At 52.9% G+C, this 19,401-nt stretch carries 15 protein-coding genes; all 15 read right to left on the bottom strand.

Features of this window, described 5'->3' with window-relative positions; genetic code table 11:
- Positions 1–35 precede the first annotated feature (35 nt).
- The 15 genes from BQ5383_RS17965 to BQ5383_RS18035 are packed head-to-tail and all read right to left on the bottom strand — an operon-like array spanning position 36 to position 19,389.
- Positions 36–485 carry a type III secretion system chaperone family protein gene (locus BQ5383_RS17965; protein WP_071434337.1) on the bottom strand — a complete coding sequence of 150 codons (450 nt, stop codon included), beginning with the start codon at positions 483–485 and terminating at the stop codon, positions 36–38.
- A gap of 33 nt (positions 486–518) precedes the next feature.
- Complete coding sequence (locus BQ5383_RS17970; RefSeq protein WP_139193474.1) at positions 519–1,025, bottom strand: hypothetical protein; 507 nt, start codon at positions 1,023–1,025, stop codon at positions 519–521.
- Positions 913–3,618, bottom strand: coding sequence for a hypothetical protein (locus BQ5383_RS17975; protein WP_071434341.1), 2,706 nt, complete (start codon positions 3,616–3,618; stop codon positions 913–915). Before BQ5383_RS17975 ends, BQ5383_RS17970 begins: the two co-directional genes overlap by 113 nt.
- Positions 3,615–6,275 (bottom strand): hypothetical protein, encoded by a 2,661-nt coding sequence (locus BQ5383_RS17980; protein ID WP_071434343.1) that lies wholly within the window; start codon positions 6,273–6,275, stop codon positions 3,615–3,617. The genes BQ5383_RS17975 and BQ5383_RS17980 overlap by 4 nt, the downstream gene beginning before the upstream one ends.
- A 20-nt stretch (positions 6,276–6,295) precedes the next feature.
- Positions 6,296–6,682: a DUF4280 domain-containing protein gene (locus BQ5383_RS17985; protein WP_071434344.1), complete on the bottom strand. Its 387-nt coding sequence runs from the start codon at positions 6,680–6,682 to the stop codon at positions 6,296–6,298.
- A 2-nt stretch (positions 6,683–6,684) separates the two neighbouring features.
- Positions 6,685–7,377 (bottom strand): peptidase associated/transthyretin-like domain-containing protein, encoded by a 693-nt coding sequence (locus BQ5383_RS17990; RefSeq protein ID WP_071434345.1) that lies wholly within the window; start codon positions 7,375–7,377, stop codon positions 6,685–6,687.
- Between the two features lie 11 nt (positions 7,378–7,388).
- The gene (locus BQ5383_RS17995) at positions 7,389–7,931 is read right to left on the bottom strand and encodes a Pvc16 family protein (protein WP_071434346.1); all 543 of its coding nucleotides are present in this window, start codon (positions 7,929–7,931) and stop codon (positions 7,389–7,391) included.
- Positions 7,928–9,424 (bottom strand): MORN repeat-containing protein, encoded by a 1,497-nt coding sequence (locus BQ5383_RS18000; RefSeq protein ID WP_071434347.1) that lies wholly within the window; start codon positions 9,422–9,424, stop codon positions 7,928–7,930. Before BQ5383_RS18000 ends, BQ5383_RS17995 begins: the two co-directional genes overlap by 4 nt.
- A gap of 18 nt (positions 9,425–9,442) precedes the next feature.
- Complete coding sequence (locus tag BQ5383_RS18005) at positions 9,443–10,288, bottom strand: hypothetical protein (RefSeq protein WP_071434348.1); 846 nt, start codon at positions 10,286–10,288, stop codon at positions 9,443–9,445.
- A gap of 14 nt (positions 10,289–10,302) precedes the next feature.
- Complete coding sequence (locus BQ5383_RS18010; RefSeq protein ID WP_071434350.1) at positions 10,303–12,021, bottom strand: hypothetical protein; 1,719 nt, start codon at positions 12,019–12,021, stop codon at positions 10,303–10,305.
- On the bottom strand, positions 12,018–13,139 hold the full coding sequence (locus BQ5383_RS18015) for a phage tail protein (protein WP_071434353.1): 1,122 nt from the start codon (positions 13,137–13,139) through the stop codon (positions 12,018–12,020). Before BQ5383_RS18015 ends, BQ5383_RS18010 begins: the two co-directional genes overlap by 4 nt.
- 18 nt (positions 13,140–13,157) lie before the next feature.
- A complete protein-coding gene (locus BQ5383_RS18020) occupies positions 13,158–15,155 on the bottom strand; it encodes a baseplate J/gp47 family protein (RefSeq protein WP_071434354.1) in 1,998 nt (665 codons plus the stop codon).
- A gap of 21 nt (positions 15,156–15,176) precedes the next feature.
- Positions 15,177–18,152: a baseplate J/gp47 family protein gene (locus BQ5383_RS18025; RefSeq protein WP_071434358.1), complete on the bottom strand. Its 2,976-nt coding sequence runs from the start codon at positions 18,150–18,152 to the stop codon at positions 15,177–15,179.
- Between the two features lie 37 nt (positions 18,153–18,189).
- A complete protein-coding gene (locus BQ5383_RS18030) occupies positions 18,190–18,594 on the bottom strand; it encodes a GPW/gp25 family protein (RefSeq protein ID WP_071434365.1) in 405 nt (134 codons plus the stop codon).
- A gap of 15 nt (positions 18,595–18,609) precedes the next feature.
- Positions 18,610–19,389, bottom strand: coding sequence for a phage baseplate assembly protein V (locus BQ5383_RS18035; protein ID WP_071434366.1), 780 nt, complete (start codon positions 19,387–19,389; stop codon positions 18,610–18,612).
- Positions 19,390–19,401: the final 12 nt, after the last annotated feature.

Genomic DNA, 19,401 nt, shown 5'->3' on the forward strand with positions numbered 1-19,401 from the left:
ACCACTTTCTGTAAAGCTATGAGCGCCGTTTAAAATCAGTTGGAAAGATAGTCCTCAGCGTTCAGACTATTTCCGTAAAGGGCCTTCATCAGCACGGGGCCATAAAAGTTCATGGCAGCCATATTCATATTGATGCTCAGGTCTGCCAGCTGGAGAAGGGTCTCCTCCGTTGCGACAGGGGGCAGGAAGGTGGAGGTGCGAAGGCGTACCTGTCCAGCGTTATCCCCCGTGAGGACGATCTCAAAGTCGCCAAACCAGATTTGGCAGTTGATCTGATGCAGCAGGGAGGAGAAAAGCTCTCTGCGCTCCTGGGGCACCATGGCCGGAAGGACAGAGAAATAGCAAAAACTGTACTCCTCATCCACTTTCAAAAAGGAATTCCAGGAAAACTCATTGCCGCTGACATCCACTTTGAGAATGTTGTCCTTTTCCAGATAATTCCACTGTTTGGTTTCCAAATACTTTTTGAGCAGCTCTTTGGCCATAATATCCTCTCCTTTGTTTTGAGAATCACATTATCATTCTGTTTCGGTATTATTTTCATTCTTCGCCGGCCGCTCTACCTCCGGCAGCGGAACTTCGGGCAGCTGATAGGAAGTGTAGGCTTCCACCTTTTGGGACTGCTGCTGCGCCCCGGAACTGCCCACAAGGACCTGCTGAAAATAGACATCCTCTTCTTCGGCGGAATCATACCGGGCCCGAAGCTGTTTCAGCCCCTCCCATCCGGTCTGTTTATAACCATAGTCCAAGGTCCTGATCGCCAGATCCGCCTGATCATCCGACCAATAGATCTGGGCCTTTTTTTCATACAATACGCCTTCCTGAGGATAATCCTGAACAGCCTGATCACAGAGGCTCAGCGCTTGCTGATGATCTCCGGTTTTGGTCAGACGGTTGATCTGAAGAAGGTACTCATCCAGAGAAACCGTCTGGCCCTGTACCCACCAAAGAGCTCCCGCTCCTGCCAACAGAATCACCATGATGATCATCCATCGGCGCAGCCGTTGTCCGGCCTTCTTTTTCATTGACACTGCCTCCCAATCCTTTGTAGCTCTCCATCCTGTAGTAGGCGGCCAGAAGGTCCTGGCTGTCCTGACGGCAGATGGTGTCAAAAATCTCATAGGCGGTTTGGTAGTCGCCATTACGGAAGCTGCACAATCCCTCTTCAAAGGACATTCTGGTTGTCAGCTGAGTGGGATTTTCCTCCTCTGAAATCAGCTGATAAAAGGACGTTTCTTCCACCCATCCAGCCATACGGTAAGAGTATCCCGACAGGCGGCCATCCATCTGCCCTTCCTTTTGCGTCAGGAAAAATCCCCGATAACCAGGACCCGTCCAACGCTCTTCCAGGCTGCGCAGGCGATTGCCTTCTTTTGAGAGGGTCAATACCCGTTTGACAGACTGATCCCCGATGACTCCTGCCTCAAGAACTGCGGGCGTGAGGAAAAGCGTGCTGCAATGCTTTAAAACCGGATGATCCAGCAGCTGCTGCAGCGCCGCCAAAGCCTGTTCTTCTTTCTCAAAGCAGCAGCGCAGCATTTTGTGATCAAATCTCACCAACAAGCCCTGCTGCCGGCGCACCGCTTCCATCCCCTCTTCCATCAGCCGGTTTACAGGCTGAGCCAGGTTGGAATGAAAAGATATTGTCAGCAGCATCACATTTTGCTTTACCATCTGACCTGCATGAACCTGAGCGAAGGAATCCGCGCCCATCAGCCGGATCATATCTTTGGGGATCAAAAGCTCATACTGTCCGTTGCAGGTACGGATATCCCTGAGATACACCTGAATGCTTCCGGTCATCGCCTTCATGGTCTGAGCGGTTTCCGCCACTTCATCCTGCCCGGCAAAATCTGTGATCTTCCATTCTCCTGACGCGGCAGACCGGGAAAGCTCATGGTTTAGTCTGCGCAGACGCTTCATAAACAGCCAGATGAGCAAATTTTCCACCAGCAGCAGAATCAGCCAGGTGCCTGCCGCTACCCGCAGCAGCACCAGCACCGATTCCAGCGTCATCACCTGCTGACTGTATCCATCGGTGACCGAAGCCGCAACCAATTCGCAATTTTCCCCTCCCTTCAGGGAAAAATCCGCTGCCGATATGACATACCGCAGAATCCCTGCACTGCGCTGGTCCTCAAAAGATTGGCTCACTCCAGTCTCCACAGCCTGCTCGCAATAACTTTGCGCCTGCCCGTTGATGGCATATTCCACCGGAACCGGAGCGGTCAGATCGGAACTATACACACAATACCACTGTCCATTTTGCCGCAAAAACAATTCGTACCCATAATCCAACCCACTGGCTGTCTGCGTACTGATCCAGCTGTTGAGGCTGCTGGTCAGCTCCTGGGGGAGGCCATAAATTCCTCCCTCATATATTTCCACACTGCCTTTCCGCTCCAGTACCCCCAGCAGGGACTGCACCGCGTTGGCACTGTTGAGCTGCTGTCTCTGCCTGGAATACTGCTGCATAAACATACTGGAAATTATGGTGATAATTGCCGCCCCTGCCATCGCAATGGCAATGGAACTCAAACTGATCCGGGTACGGACACTGAGGAAATATCGTTCTCCTTTTTGGCGTCCGTTTCGCTTACGCACCCAAAACAGCCAGAAAAATCCTAAAATCACCAGCTCCACCAGCAGGGCTGTCAAAAAGCAAAGTCCCGCAATGTGCTCCCGAAGATCTCCCTGCAAATACCGGAAAGTTTGTACACTACTGCCATCCCAATAGATACCGCTCAGAGCGCTTCCATCCTCCATAGATGCGCAAAAAGTGCCGTCAGACCGGGGATGGACATTCTGCAGCGCTGACAAGTTCAGCTCCTGTGGAATAGGTTGAGAAGAAACAGCGCCGGTATGCAGATTCACCTGAATGATACTGCGCTGATAAAAATCCAGAAAAGACAGTGTCCCATCCTCATATCCCAAGCCATTGAGGAGGATGGCCCCGGAATCCGTGCTGGGATAAATCTTTTCATTCTGCAAAAAGATTCCCTGGTTTCGGTAAAGAGCCAGCAGACCCATTTCAGTATAAACATAACGCTCCGGTTCACAGCCAAGGCGCTCTGTTGCGCTCACCTGTCTGGTGGGCTCCCCAGGTTTTTTCGCATAGGTAAGCAGCTGGTCAAAGGATGCCTGATAGAGGGTAAAGTACAGCTCGCCGTCTATCACACTGAAAAGCTGTTCTGACTGGAAGCTGCCCTCCACCTCCTCTTCTGAAATCTCCCACACCAAACGAAGTCTTTCCCACTGAAAATCTGCCTGGTAGATGGCCTTGGTCTCATTCCCCCCCGGTTCATGAAGGGTGCAGGCCACATAGAGCGTACCGTTTTCATCCTCGATCAGCTGATCAAAGCTTTTTACGCTCTGCCGCCCCAGATCAATGTTCAGCACCTGAATATTTCCCGTCAGCTTTCCATCGGCATCAGTACAGAAAATGTGAGACAAAACCCCATTCTCCTCAATACCGGCAAAGCCGTCCCCATATGGGATCAGTGTCTTGCAATAATCCACTTCCAGGTGGGTATCCGAATAAGTGACCACACCGGTGAGCAACAAAGGAAGCATCAGCAGGCAGACTGCCAGCAGCAGCCGTTTCAGCCATTTTTTCACACCTGTTCCTCCTTTTGCAGCCCACCTGTTTGAGCATCGATCAGTCTGATATAATAAAGCGCCGCATGGTCCTGGGGATAACGGCAAAGGGCCTGAATGAAGCTGCTCCGGGCCAATATGTACTGTCCCCGGAAGAATTGCTCCACTCCCCGCTCCAGATCCTGCTGGCCAATTCGGTACTGGTTGGCAGAGGAATCCAGGAAGCATTCCATCAAGCCCTGGCAGTCCAGCAGACCTACCTTACGGAAGCTCCACTTTTCCCGCTCCAATGGGAAGGAGCCTTCCACCGCCAGTACACGGCAGCGCATCCCGTCCCGATAAGCGCAAAGAGCTTCCTTGCGGTTCTGATCTTCCGGGAAAACCAGAAAACGATATTCCTCATTCACGCCCAGCACCTGCACCGTCACCGGCGTATGATCAAAGGCGATATAAACATTGGGATCCTCCTGCGCCGCTGCCGCTGCCGCATAAAAGAGAGAGGCTTTTTGGGAAACCAGGACGATCTCCTCCCCGGTAACAGAGGCGAAAAATCCGTCACAGGGCTCCATCCATCCAATCAGCTTCTTGGTCATTTTTTGGATCTCGTCAAAGGTCCTCTCCCCTATATTGAGATAGGCAATATAAAGGGGAAGGGTCTCCTTCTCCTCAAGTGTCAGCTGGGCCACACTCTTTTTATGGAACAAAGCCAAAATCTGTTTGGAAAAATAAGCCTTGCTCAAATCCTGAAGATACCCAAGCTGCTGGATACTGTCTCCAAACTGCTCTGCCAGCTGCCGGAAGGTATCCTCCAGGTCGGTGATTTCATTGCGTACCCCTTCCCGGGGAGGCGTCAGCTGGGGAAGTTCACCCAGGGTAAGCTGCTTTGCCATCCTTCTGAGGCTGGAAAGAGGTTTGAGGGAGAAATAAATGACCGGCGCCAGCAGCAGTACCAGTAAGGCGCAAAAAACGATCTGCCAGAAGGCAAAACGATAGATCACCTGCTTGACCTGATTGTCGCCTTCAATGCGGTCGCCCAAAATCAGATAAAAGCCATTGATCGTACCATCTTCCAGCCGGCTGGGCAGAATCAGGCCCATGAACTTCTGATTGGTTTCGCTGTAATAGGTGAACATCTGATCCGTATCCGCTGCTATGGTATCCAGAAAGAACTCCAGCTCCCGCGGCGCCATCCACTGGTCCAGGGGCAGCATGGAATAGGGGCCGTATATGGAGTAATAGGCATTGTCCTGCCGGTCCAGTCCATAATATTCGATGGTGCAGTGATACTGATTGGAAAACTCCTGTTCTGCATCCGCGTCCCAAATCGCCGGCTCTTCATACAGCTGAAGGGAAAGGATCCGCAGATCATAAAACATGGTATAGTAGTCTTCCAGCATGGTAAAGTCGTTTTGCTCCAGGCCCTCGATGATGATATGGAAATCCTCAATGGTCTGATGGACGCCATAAGAATGGAGCTCTTGCGCAATTGACTCCATAGTCTGCTGATCCTGCTGCTGATGGTACTGGGTCAGCAATACCGACACCAGCCAGATAGACCCGCAGGAAAGCAGAGCCATTGTGGGGATCATGGCGGACAGAATCTTCACCACCACCGAGCCATGATTCCAAAGGTAACGGGCCAGAAAACAAATTCCCAGCTCCAGCGCCCCCAAAACCAGCACCAAAACCACACACCACAGTATAAATACCGGCGTGGCCACTACTTGGGAGGAATCGTATATATGGAACTGTCCGTCCCATTCCACCAAAACTCTGGGCATATCCAGATCATAATAAGCGGCAGCGAAGTTCTCCTCATCCACCATGCTCAAATCACCCACGCCCCGCAGGGAAAGGTCATATTCCCACAGGCGGTTGAGGGGGCTCTCCCAATTGATCTGCAGCTTTTTTTCTCCTGGTAAAACCCGCTCTACCACACAGTCAGTCTGATTGACGGCATAAACAAAACCCTCTTTACTGGTAAGCAGATCGGAATAGTGGTCCGATGAAAGCTGCTGACCATCGCTGTAAATTCCGCGGAGCCCGTCATACAAAGAAATCCGGATATCGCCCCACTTGATATTCCTCAGCAGGGGAGCCGAAATAGGTGTGACCTGTTCCAGCGTACAGGTGCCATCCTCGAGGGCAAAGGAAAGATCCCAATAATCACCATTTTCCGTGGTTCCAATGGCATAAAAATACAGGACGTCACCCTCTGTGGTGATATCTGCCCGTCGATCTATGTAAGCGGAAATGCCCCGCTGGGCGGCCTGCTCTTTAACCATCGTTTCCAGGTTCTCATAAAGAAGAAGCATTTCCTGCTGCTGAAAGTCCAGATAATACAGATCAAAGCAGTCATCGGTTTCACCGATGATATTGTAAAAGTCCACGAAATACCAGCCTTCATCTCCCTGGATCAGCTTCCAGGCAAGGTGGTGCTTGCCGCCCTCCATACGGTCGTAGGAAATTTTTCCCACAATGCGGTTTTCCTCATTCAGTTTCAGTATATTGGTCTGTTCATCATTATCGTCCACAACCACGACATAATCCTCATCCCTTCCAATCAAAAAAGGATGATGATAGGTATAATTGGCTACATATCGGTGGAGAAACCAACAGCCCGCCACTGATGAAACGATCCAGAGAAACAGAAGAAAAAGCCATCTCTTTTTTCCCATGGTGCTGTATCCTCTTATCTTCATGGAATTTGAATGGTGGTTTGCCCGGGATTGGTGATTTGGATCATTCCCCCATAGGCGCAGGTCAGCTTGCAGCTGTTGTTAAGCGCCGGCTGCCCTCCGATCAGGCAGGTGGGCGATCCCGGCGCCCAGGGACCTGGAATCACAGGAATACAGGGCATAGGCGTAAGCACTCCCAGGGCTGCCGCTGTGGCGGAAGCCACGGTTGGGTTTGCCATGGAAGAGCACATCCCAAAGGGCATGATGTTGACCATAGGCTTGTTGTCCATGATGTTGGCCAAGCCCATCACATTGGTCACCTTATTCTGCGGGAGCACCATCAGGGAGGAAGGCGCCATTCCAAAACTGCACTGCAGCATCGCGCCGCCGCAAACAGCCAGAGCCATTGTCATTCATCTCCTGTTCGTTTTCTGGATACCAGCAGCTGCCCATCCCGGTCCACAAGATGGAGGGCGCTGCAGGAAGCGGGCAGCGGGATGTCGTAGTTTTCCAACCTTTCATCCAGCTGTACCGCCGTAAAAATTCCTGTACGATAGTCCATGGGCCATGGACAGGGACGGTCCAGCTGATAAACGCCATCGCTTTTTCCCTGGGGACTAAGCCAGAAAAGCCCCCTCTTATTCTTTCCGCCGTCAATCCAAACGCGAAGGATGGAAAAAGCGGGGCCTGTATCATAAAGGGCCAATTCCTTGCCGCCGGAGGCAAAGGATTCCGTCAGCTGAAAGCGGGGAGGCTTTTGCTCCAGAACCGCCCAAACCGGCTTTTTTGAAGGAACAGTGCCTGTCAGCCACTCCACCGTCTGGGCGAAAGGAAACTGTCTGCCCGGAAACAATCCCACCTCAATGAGGGAAAAGTTTTGTTCCACCGGCACCATGATCTCCTTGGACTGATAAAAAGGCGCTTCCACAATGATGGTATAGAGCGCGGCAGGCAGATTGAGAAAAACCCAGAAACCATCCTTTTTCCGCTGCGCCGCAATACCGTTGTTCAGGCGCACCCGAACGCCATTCTCCAGCGGTTTGCCTGTCAGCGCATCGGTCACTATCAGTGCCAAGCTTACCTTTATGATTCTTTCAGCCATAACACACTCCTTCAGTTTTGCCTGGTATCCACCACAAATTCCCGTACCCGGGCCACTTCTCTGCTGCGGGTGGATTCCACGATCACCGCGCGGGCGGAAACAAAGGCGGAAACCCGGTACAGATGGGAGGAGCTGCCCCAAATCTTTTCCCGCTCTTCCAGGGTGGGGCTGCACAGCTCCAGGGTAACGGTTTCACCCTCCTCCTGGGTGAGGAGGCTGTTGTCGTTGATGATCTGAAACACCCTGCCCAAAAGAGTCTGCTCCTCCTCAAAAAGGAATTTCACATCGCTTTTGAGGTAGGGGGTTATCATATAAAACAGGTCCAGCACCAGTGGAGGATATTTTTGGGTGAACAGGGTTTGATTGCTGCGTCCGCTGATTCTGGCGTGCTCCGATTGCTGTACATTGTACAGATACACGCCCAATGAAAAGTCTCCCCTGTTGTCAGGCGCGCAAAGTCCCACGGCATCTTCCCGCAGCAGTTGAGGGGCCAGCCCCTCCCGAAGCAGTCCTACCAGCTGCCGGCTCACCTGCGCGATGGCGGTGTATTTCATTGCAAATCCTCCCCGTTGCCCAGATACTGTCCATTTAAAAAGGTCCCCTGACAAACAAGATTTCCGCTGGCATCATACAGCGTCCCCTGACCATTGAGGGTATTTTTCAAAAAGCTGCCCTCGTACCGGCGGATTCCGGTGGCACGGTCGTACAGAATGCCCTCACCATCCATCTGTCCTTCCTTGAAATTGCCCTTATAATAAGTAACGCCGGACTCCGGAGCATACAGAACCCCTTCTCCATCAAACAAGCCGTTTTTAAAAGAGCCGGTATAAAGCAGATTTCCCGTTTCCAGATCATAGGCGCTGCCGGAACCCTGATAGTTTCCCTCTGAAAACTCTCCCTCATACACCAGCACATCGTCTACATACTGCCGTCCGGAACCGCTCAGCTGCCCCTGCTGAAAGGTTCCCTCATAACGGAGTTTCTGTCCGCTTTCACTGGTGAGGTTCAGCACGCCGCTCCCCTGATAAACGCCACCGGAAAATTCCCCGGTGTAAAGCACCGTGCCGTCCTGGTTATAAAGGGTTCCTTTTCCCTCATACAGACCATCGGCCAGCCCTCCGCTGTATTTGAGGGAGCCGTCGGGATAATTTTCTTCTCCGCCGCTGCCGGTAAGGAAAACATCAGCGGAAAATGTGCCGGAATAAAGCACCGAACCATCAGCACTGTATTCCACCCCTTCTCCTTCCCGCTTGCCTTCCAGAAACTGTCCCCTGTAGGCCAGTACGCCGTCGTGATACAATTCTCCCGTTCCGCTGTACTGCCCGGCTTTGAATTCTCCCGTATAAGCCAGGGAACCATTTTGAGTATACAGGGTACCTTCCCCTTCAAACAGGCCCGCGGCAAATTCGCCCTCATAGCGCAGGGCGCCGCTGCGGTAGTAAAGACTGCCCTGGCCCTGATACAGGTTCTCTGCAAATTCGCCCTGATAGCACAAAACACCGTCGCTGTAGTAAAGCTCCCCTGTTCCGCTATACTGCTCCTGCTCAAAGTTACCGGTATAAACCAGATTCCCGCAGGTATCATAGAGGGTGCCATTTCCGTTGATGCGGCCATCCTCCAGCGCTCCCTGGAACAAAAGCGTTCCCCCGTCGGTATATAGCCGCACTTTTCCATTATAGCCGGCAATCAAAGACGAATCGATCTGCAGATCCCTGGTGAAAAAGGCGGATACCACCTGGGGATACACCACACGGATCAGTATCGCTGCCAACAACAGTATCCCCAGAACGATCGCTGCCAGCAGCACTTTGGAAACATAAAACCGGCCAAAGTCCAGATAATCCTTTCGGGAGGTTGGCTGAAAACCGATCTTTCCCTTGCCCAGCTCTTTGACATCCTGTATCACTTCCTGGCTGAGGGAATGAACTCCCAGCATCCTGGAAAGCCTCCGGGCACCGCCGGTAACAGTCTGGGCGACGGAGCGCTGAATCGTTGCGGCAGTATATTCCATACTTTTTTTCAGATCATTTGTGGGGTCGAACTTCATCGCCCTCCTCCTCTCCCATCAGGATTGCAATATCACTGTGCCGATGCTGTGAAAAGCAGGCACACTCAATGAATCATCCGGAAAAACAGCTGAAATCAAAAACCAGATGGCCCCCAGCAGTACCAACACCATCAGCACCTTTTTGAGAACCGACACGGTCTTTTTGATCTTTTTCCAAAAGCGAACGCTTCTGCTGTCCGCCTCCCGTCCCTTTCGTCCCAACTCATCTTCCAGGGACTTGCGCACCGGCAGAAAGCGCTGATACAGTTCCAAAAAGGACCCGGGCGGATGACGCCGCTGACTGTCGCAGAACTCCACCAGCTCCCTGGCCTGGCCTTCCTGAAGCTGCTGGGCAAAAAGCTTTTCCATCCCTTTCTGCCACAGGAGGATAAAGTCTTCCATCCCCAGGTCCGGGCATTTTCCCGGTTCCTTCAGATCATAAAAGCAGCCAGGTGTCCCATCTATGCATCCCCCTATATTTCCCTCAGCCATCAGATCGGCGGCGATGCCCACAGGAACCTCCCGGATGCAAAGAGCTGTAAGGACGTCCTCCGCCAGCCGAAGTTTCTCCTGCCAGGAAAGCTCCTCCTCGTTCCACGCATCCTTCAGACTGCGGTCCATGGAAGCACAGGCCAGTACGACTACCAGCCCTTCCTTCCAGGAAAACACATCCTGCAAATCTTCAAAGGTCTGTTCTTCCTTCAGGGACAGAAAATAGGGAAAAAGCTGCTGGGTAAGTGAGGCGTCAAACCACAGAGCAATCCATTTCCGGTCTCCGCCCCTGCAAAGATAGCTTTGAAAGCCCTTTCCTTTTCCCAGCAGACAAAGCACATCATATTGATTGGAAATATTCTCCAGAACCAAAAGCGCACCTCCCGTCAGGGTTTAACCACCAAAAAGGTATTGGCCTTCACATCCGGATCATAGGCACAAACTGCCTGCACCTCATAAACGCCCGGATGATTGGGGGCCGTGTAGCAGCCATTGCCGTTGATGGAGCCGCTGTTTTCTCCCACTACCGACCAGATGAGATCAGTGGGATTCATCTGCACAAACTTCACCGACAGATAAACAGATTCCATCACCCGGATACTCTTGGTCGGGCTGGAGATGAGGAGCTTTTTCTCCTGCGCCAGCTTCTTCTGATCCTCATACCGGAAGGCTGTCCAGTGGATTTTCAGCTCATACTGGGTGGTGGCTTCCAACAGACGGGCTCCGATGATAAAGGTCCCCTTGGCAGGGTCCAGCAATGCGGCCGTTTCCGCCATCACCACAGCCTGACGTTCGTCAAAAATCTCCGGGGAACCGTACACCACTCCCCGCTGCTGAAACTCATTTTCCTCCACGCCCAGTACGATCGTTACCTTTCCCAGGCCCAAGCCGTGGGCGATTTCTTCCGAGAAAAACCGCTTTCCCGCCTTTCCTCCGATACCCAAAGGGATTACGGCGTCTCCCTCCGCCATGGCGATGGGACTCTGCCACTCCCGGGAAAGGTCCTTTTCCTCCTTTTCCAGAAAAAGCCGCTGCTCCATCCAGGAAAGCCGCTCCTTGAGCACCATGTTTTCCAGCGCCAGCTCCCCGTTGGTAGCCACCCGCTGTCCAAAGGGAACTTCCCTGATCCGCTGCAGTTTTCCCTGGCCGTCGTAGTAAAGCGCAGCCAGACAAATATCCCGGCAAGGCCGGTAGGAAGCATACTGAAAGATCCGGGCGCTGTAGTCCTCAGTGACGCAATCCTCCACTGAACGGTTGGTGATGACCGCCTGAAGCTGAACCGACTGAGACAGCTTTCTGACAGAATGACCTGCCTCCAGAGAAAAGCCCTGGGGGTCCAGCTGGATTTGTGCCAAGTCCTCTGTAATATTCATGCTTTGGCACAGACAGCTCATCTGATAGGCCCCATCCACCAGCGGGGTGTTCTGGCTGAGGAGGGTGATGTCAATGAAATCCTTCCCCTCACACCGTACACAGTGCAGCCCCAGACGCATTTTCAGCGAGAACGCTCTGGACAGATCCCGGGACAGCACCCTGACCGTCAAATAAAAGGGCTTGCCGGAAGAGAGATACCGGGGCAGGAAAAGCTGCACCTGGAACTGATCGTCCTCATAAATCACCCGCTGGGTCCAATAAAAAGCGTCCACTGTCCCTGTATCCGGTTCGGGGGTACGGTCGCTGAGATAGAGGGAATAATCTTCCACAATGCTGTTGCAGCAGCTGTCCGCTCCCTGCTCCATCCCATATTCCTGCTGACGCACCTCATCGGCGGGGTGTTCATTATATTCCAGATAGAGATATTGTTTGGAGGCGGACGTATGGGGGGAATAGCCCTCTACGTCGGTGAGCCTGCGGACATCCGGCTTGGCCACTACGATCTCCCGGCCATAACCGTCCAGACCTACACCTGGCTCAATGGAAATCCGCTCCTCTGATACCGCTACCACCTGAAGGCCGCAGACCACTCCAAAACCACCCAAAAAGCGGTTGGACAGCCGCCTTTTGTCGTTCATATATTTTTGCTCAGTCTCAAATTCAGAAACTGACAACAGCTTTCCATCATAATAGCGATTCCGCTTATAGGGAAAATAACTTAGATTGATCACTCTTCTTCCCCCATTTCAGGTTCTCTCAAAATGATACTGCCGAAAGGCGAACCGGCCGCCCCCGATGACAGATAGCAATCCTGTCCCAGACGAATTCCGGTATTGCGGGATTGTTCGGAAATTAAAATTACTCTGGCCTGCAGATTGACCGGCTTGCAGCTATCCAGAATATTCAGCAGCGCAAGATACTGATTTCGGCCTTGAATCAAACGGGACGGCACCAGCACCGTAAAGACGTAGGGATTTTGAAACAACTGTTCCCGGCGCACTCCCTGGGGACAAACAAAATCCGGATCGTCTTTCTGGTGATATTCCACGATCTGCACCGGCTCCCCCAGATAAAGCCGGCAGAGAAACTCTACCGCCCAACGGGTTCCCATCGACTGATACAGCTCCCTGGCATGGGCCAGAAGCACCCGCAGCTGTTCCCTGCTCCAGAGACTTTCCTCCCGAATGCAATACCAGCTGGCCAGCCACCGCAAAAACTCTTCCGGCGCCCGCTGCGGCGTATAATTTTTTACGGTGGTTTCAATGCGCTCCTCCATCTCCTCATATATGGTCTGGAAGATGGCCAGATACCGCTGCAAGAAACCATCATCCTGGGTTTGGAAAAGCTCCGGCAGGTTTCTCAGCCACGATTGGCCCCCAAAGAAAAGCTTCATCTGGGCAATCTTTGGAGACTGCTCCTGGGAGGAGACCAGCTCCAATCCAAACCAGAGATACCGCCCTCTTGCCCCATACAGCAGCAGCTCCGGCTCCAGGGGCAAACGCATGACCTGAAAAGGAGCAAACTGCCGCATTTTTTCCTCCCAGGAGACAGAGGAGGCAATATACTGTTCCAAATCCACCCACTGTCCGTCGGCCAGCTGGATGGTACTGGCCTCGCTGGTAAAGACCGCCAAATAGCAAAAGGTGTTGTTGGGCAAAAGGCACTGGGTGCTCAGACGGTACCACTGGGTTTCCTTGGCGCCGCTGTCAAATGGTCTGGAAATCAGCCTTCCGGTACAGCCGGAGGGGAGGGTGATCCCTTCCTGCCAGCAAAGCTCCTGCCCCCAAAATCCCCGTTGGAATTCCTGCAAACGATTCAAACGGAAGTACTTGCTTTTCTCTCGCATCATTTTCTTGCTCCATCAGCATTAAAAATCATTTGTCCGCATACTGAGGTTCAGCTGGCCCAGTCTGGGCAAACAGCCTTCTTCCAGCACAATATCTCCGCCCTGCATCGTTCCATGGCCCCCGGAGAAGGATAATTCCAGCATATCCACAGATTGCAGTTGGGGCAGCAGATACAAATGGTCCAGCAACTCGTTTTTGCTGATGACCGCGCCAAAGTGCATATCCGGACCTTCAAAATAATCCGAAAGCACCTGCCGAACCCCTTCCTCAGAAATGGAGAACTGGGGCTTGACGCTGAGCTGTACATAGATTTTCAGCTGTACATACACCGGCGCCAAAAAGTTGAGCTTGGTATTGATCATCAGCCTGGGCAAAAGAGCCTGTTTGAGATTCTCCACTACGCCCGGATGAAGCGTCCTGTTGTCTCCCAAAGTTTCCAGCGCCAAAAACACCTGATTGGGCGCCTGTTCCTTGACAAAAGCACGCACTTTCTTCAAATAGGTCCCGGGAACATTCAGAGCTGCCCGCTCCAGATCTCCCAGGGTCACACACCGGCGGTCACAATGTTCCAGCTCCCGCTTTACCCGGCGGAAGCATTCCTCCGCGGTTTCCGCAGCTCTTCCCCCCTGAGCCGGCCGGACACAAGCCGCCTGACTTACAGTGCTGCCTGAAGGTGCTGTCAAGTATCCCTCTTGAATGTTTCCCATTTCTCCCAGACTGGTGCTCCAGGAAAGCAGCAGCAGCTCACCTTCCGGGGCTTGGCCATGCTCCCCATCGCCAAACTGAAGGGCATTGGATAAGGCGTCAAAATAATACTGCCGTGAGGAGGGTCCCCCAGAATTGAGATCCTCCGTCCGCTGCCAAAAATACCAGTTTCCATCCGGTTCCCGGACAAGAAGTTCCAGGCTGTCCGGCAGCAGATTTTTCTCCGGCAGGGGCAGACTGAAGCAGGCGATTCCATTGGCTCTGCCCAATCTTCTGAAAAGCTCCCCTTCTTCCTTCCAGGTCACTACCCCCACAGTCTCAAAATCCTCAGAGGAAAGGCGGATCCTTCCCGGAGACACATTCTCCCATTTCAGCGGGACCCAGCGTTCTCCTTCCACCCCATAAACTTCCATATGTCCTGTGCCGGACAAAGCATCCTGCTCAATGAGCAAATCCCGCTTACCATCGCTGTGATAGATCCGGCACTGGGAGATCGTCTCCCGCTGCAATACTTCCACAGCATTGAAATGAATGCCGCAAATGACCGGCGCCTTGACATAACTTCCATCCTCTACAGTAAAGCGCAGGGGAAAACCTTGCCCGGTCATGGAAGGATGGCCATCAGGCGGCAGCTGAAAGCGGAAAATCCCGCTGTGGAAAAAGCTTTGGGTATGATCCTCCAATACTGTAAGGGGCCTGTACCGCCCCTGATCCCAGTACTCCCCGCGGATGGTGACATAAGGATGGAAAGTGGAGGCTTGCTGCCAATTCTGCCCCTCCTCTTCTATCTGAAACCACAGCTGAAGCGGCATCCCCACCGGCAGTGTACGGTCAAAAAACAGCGTGAAATCCAGATCCTGTCCCGGTATAAAGGGACAAAATTCCAGCTTTCCTCCGCCCCGCTTGACCTGCTCCAGATCAGTGAAAAGCTGGTCGCTGCGCTGCAGAGAAGTCACCTGCGCCTGCACCACTGTCAAAGAGGCGGTGGTCTCAAAAGGAATGTCCTCCGCCCGAAAAACAGCGTTTTGCTCAACCATTCCTTCCCCTGACAGGGACAGCAGCGCCTTTGCCGGCCGCTGGGGATCGGGGCTGGCCCCCAGCAGCTTCAAATAAGCCAGCTCATGTTCCAGGCTCAGCGCGTTGAGATGATACTGCTGCACCTCTTTATACCAGGAGAACAGCTCCAAAATCATCACACCGGGGTCCGATGGGTTGTGATTGGTCCATTCTGGAGTGAGCAGGGATATCTGCTTGATGGCCTGATTGAGGATCTCATCAAAACTTTGATTATCCAATTGCTCCGGAATCAGCATATACACCCTCCTCTCTCATACTCAATAAATGGAATGCTCCACACGAACATCAATGTGGATCTCTCCCGCTACAGCCAGCGCCATTCCCTGCTCCTCCAATTGATTGAGCCGGGATTCGGTCAGCTCTTCCCCGTTCTCCAGACATACCCGAAGGGTGAACTGATCAATGCGTACCACCGCTCTGTGGTTATCCAACAGGTTGCGCAGCATCATGCGATTGGGAATTTGCCCAATCTGCCAGCCCTGCCGGTCATTGCCTCCGCTGATGGGGTCAAAATATGCACGCACTATCTCCGCGGTTTCCTTCTGTGCGGCAGCGACCGTACGATCATCCGTCACCACCACTTCGCCGGTAATGTGGTAAACCAAAAAGGCGGGGGGAACCAAAAACAGCTGCTCTTTCTGCAAGCCTCCGCATCCAAGGGTCAGCAGCTGGCGGCGGATACGCTGGCAATTGTCTTCAAAATGATCCATATCCTCAAACAGCAGCACCAGCGTGACCGCCCCATATTGCCGCTGTCCCTGGCCGTTTACACAGCTGAGGCATTTGATTTTGAGAATATCCCGTTGCGTCATCCGCACCGCCCATTCGTAATCGAAGGCGGTACATGCCCGCCCGAAGCAGCGAAGGGCCGCGCTGCTTCTTTTCAGGGTCTGGTCCAGTGTTTCCCGGTCCTGTCCTCCAAAACTGGGCAGAGGATTGATTACCTGGGAGATCATCCCCAGATTGCGGTCGGCCATGGAAATGGCTCCCACCGGCAGATTTCCCTTTCGGCCTCCTCCCACCGTATAGGCGACGCGGACATTTTCCTCCTCGCTTTCCGGAGGCACCCGGCCGGCAAGACCATTTCCAAAGTGTATCAGAGACTGATCTCTGTCCAGCTGATAGCAGCGCTGTCCTTCTTCCGCCCGCTGAATGTCGTCGATCTCCTTCCACAATACCCACAGATGGATCATTGTTCCGTCGCTGTTCCACTGGCCCTCCGCCTTTTTCTCTGCGATCCATCTTTCCGCCGTGGCAGGTGATGTCTGAGAAAGCTCATCCACATATACGCTTGCACGGTAGATGTCGGGATTACGCAGACGGCAAACCCGCTCCTCTTTGGCGTCGATACGAAAATACTCATAGTCCTGCTGCCGCAGATTGATCGCCCACACTGTATTGAGGCAAAGCTTTTCCAGGCGCATCGGACCTTTTTCCCTGTCCCCGGAGGTTCTGGCCCGAAGCCAGTAACCGGTTTGTCCAAACAGTGTGAGGGGGACGAAGCTTTCATTTTTTTGCAGACTGAGCAGGCCGGTTTTGGACAGTCCCTGGGTGTCGTCCTGGCAGGAGAGCGCCTGAAATCCTCCCTCGGCTCCATACTCCCAATACAGCGACGTGTGTGTGGAGGCATTTTCCTTTCCCACAACGAAAAGCAGCCGGATCATCGGATGGTTCAGCGGTGCGTCAAAGCAAAAATATACCGCCTGCCCCACTGTCGGACTGCCATAAGCCGCTCTGATGGAATCCGCCCGTTCCTGCCGTTTGGAGAGCTTCCGTTCCAGGCAGTTTTCCCGCACCAGATAGGGGGAAAAATGGGTATCCAGGTACCAATAGGAGAACACCGGCTGACTGACAATGGGAACCACATAGTACCCATTCTGCTTGAGATAGTTCTTTATGGATGCAATCCTCGCCCGGATACACCGCATCTCCCCCGACGGCAGAAATGCCTGCTGCAGGTCGGCAGGGCAGTTGAAGGTGACGCAAACCATCGTGCCGTCGTTTGTTCCGTCAAACACATCACTGTATCTGTCATCCTCAAACAGGCGCACCCAGCCAAAGCCGTTGTAATATTCCCACACCACACTGAGGATGGACACATCATATTCCTTGGGCTTCTCCAGCTTGGATTTTTTCATGATGTGCTTCCACTCAATGTCCTGCTGCACCGCTTCCTGGATCGGTTCCCGGTGATAATCCAAATAGAATTCCAGCTTGACGGTTGCCCCCGGCTTATGAAGCAGGCAGTCCGAAGCAAAGTAAACCGAAGTATAAGGAATGGGATTGGTGTCAAAGGGCTGAAAATGGTTTGTTTTCAGCTGGCTGATCTCATTGAAAACGCCATCAAGGCGCCATTTTTCTCCCTGGGAAGAGACCTTTACCCCTTTGAGATAAATCTTTTGGGGAATATCAAGCAGAGAAAAACGCAGAGAAATCCAGTAACCCTCTATCCCCTCCAGCACTGTGGGGGCCGGAAGCTCCTGGGAAAGCTTCAGCACCAGGGTACTGCCGGTACTTTCCTGGAACAGTGCCGGACGAAAGCCTGTTTCGGTGCTGTATGTAACCTGAGCGGCGCCTTCTTTGAACATCGCCAGGAAACGCCGGATCAGCTCCGGCTCGGTATCCTCAAACTCAAAGGAAAGGGCAAAGGTACTGCCGGAACACAGATCCATACACTCTCCCGCCCAGATGGAAAGGACATGAGACTGTAAATTAATCCCCTGCTCTTCAAAGAGACGGATGCGCTCCCCCTGGCTATTTTCCTCCCCCTCATAGCAATGAGAGATCCAGTCCTTTTTTGTGTTCTCATAGAAAACATGGCGCAGGCGGCTGTTGACAGCATACAAAGGCTGCTGGGTGCTGAATACCAGGTTTTCCCCCTCCTCACTGGCGGCTGAGGTTTGGGCCAGCACCTGGACGCCTTCCGGTAAAAATTCCCCGGGGACATTTTCCGGCATACCGGACACTGAACACTGAACATAACTCCGGGCCGGTTCCAACTGCAGGGGAGACGCTCCCAGATGGCGGAAAAACTCCACCATATTCTTTTCCGCCGTGCGGTTATACCGCTCCACCACATCCTGCATCATGCCGGCAAAAATAAGCGCGGCAACGCTTCCCATATCCGGATTGTGGCTGTTAAACTGCCACTGGGGGAGATAGGATTTTGCCAACTGTTGAATCTGTTGGATGAAGTCTTCTTTATTTCGTTGGTCCAGCTTCGGGATTTCCATAACGTCTCCTTTTACCAATCAGAAAGATGGAATAGAATCAGGCTGTTTCAGTGAGATAGAAAGGATAAACCAGATTGTAGGGATTGTTGGTGCTGCGCACCACATAGGAAATATCGATCAGCACCATCCCGCTGTTCGACGCATCCTGTCTGCACCGGACCTCCAGATCGATGATACGGGGCTCCCACATGGTCAGCGCGCGGCGCACTTCCTTTTCCATCTGTGACAAGGCGGTATAGCTCATTTCCTGAAACGAGAACTCCCTGAGGCGGCAGCCAAAATCCGGCCGCATGATCCGTTCCCCTGGCTGAGTTTGCAAAATGATCTTGATGGAGTCGGCAATGCTCCGCTCCCACGCGCTTTCCTCCACCCTGCCGGAAACGTAATCCAGACGGACAGGAAAACTCCAGCCCCGTCCTAAAAATTCCTTCTGTGATGCCATGGAGTCCACCTCCCGTCAGTTTAACTTCAGCATCGAGCCCTTGATCTGAGCAATGCCGCTGCATTCCGCTTTAAAGGTACCCTGAGCTTTCAGCTCAATGGTGCTGCCCTCCAGCTTGGTTTGGCTGGCCTTGCATTTAAGGCTTTTGCCGTTTATATTCATCTGATCCGCATCAAGGTCCAGGCCGCTTTTGCTGAGCTTCAGCACATCCTTGCCCCCTACCTTCACGGAGAAATTCTCTTTCGCCTCCAAAGTGATGCTGCCGGTTTTTCCGTTGAGCTCCAGGCTGCTCTCCCCTTCCTTGGAAATGACCTTGACCACCTGGTCTTTATCATCCAGCACCACCTGCTGCTTCTGGGCTGTGAGCACTTCCACCTTATCCCCCTGCTGATCTTCGGTGATACGCATCAGGGTGCCGTTGGAGAAAGAAAACACCTTTACATCGTTCTTCTGATTGGCGCTGTCGGCAGGAAGTTTGTTCTCCTTCTGGTTTTTCTTCAGCCAGGTGCATCCCAGCACCACCGGCGAAACGGAATTGTCATCAATATAGCCGATCACCACAGTGGAGCCTACCTCCGGCAATAAAAAGCATCCCGCACCGTTGCTGGCGTAAGGGGTGAGTACGGGCATCCAGTCGCTTTCCAGTTCCCCGTCATTGGGCGTGGCAATCAAAACCTTCACCATCCCTGGATTGAGGGGATTCCAGTTCTCCTTGACTACACCCAGGGTCAGACTTGCCGGTCTGCCGCCGCCTTCACCTTCCCCCTGGCTATAGATGCTTTCTCCAATTGCCATCGTTTCAGCCTC

The sequence above is a fragment of the Angelakisella massiliensis genome (genome assembly GCF_900104675.1).
Taxonomy (GTDB): Bacteria; Bacillota; Clostridia; order Oscillospirales; family Ruminococcaceae; genus Angelakisella; species Angelakisella massiliensis.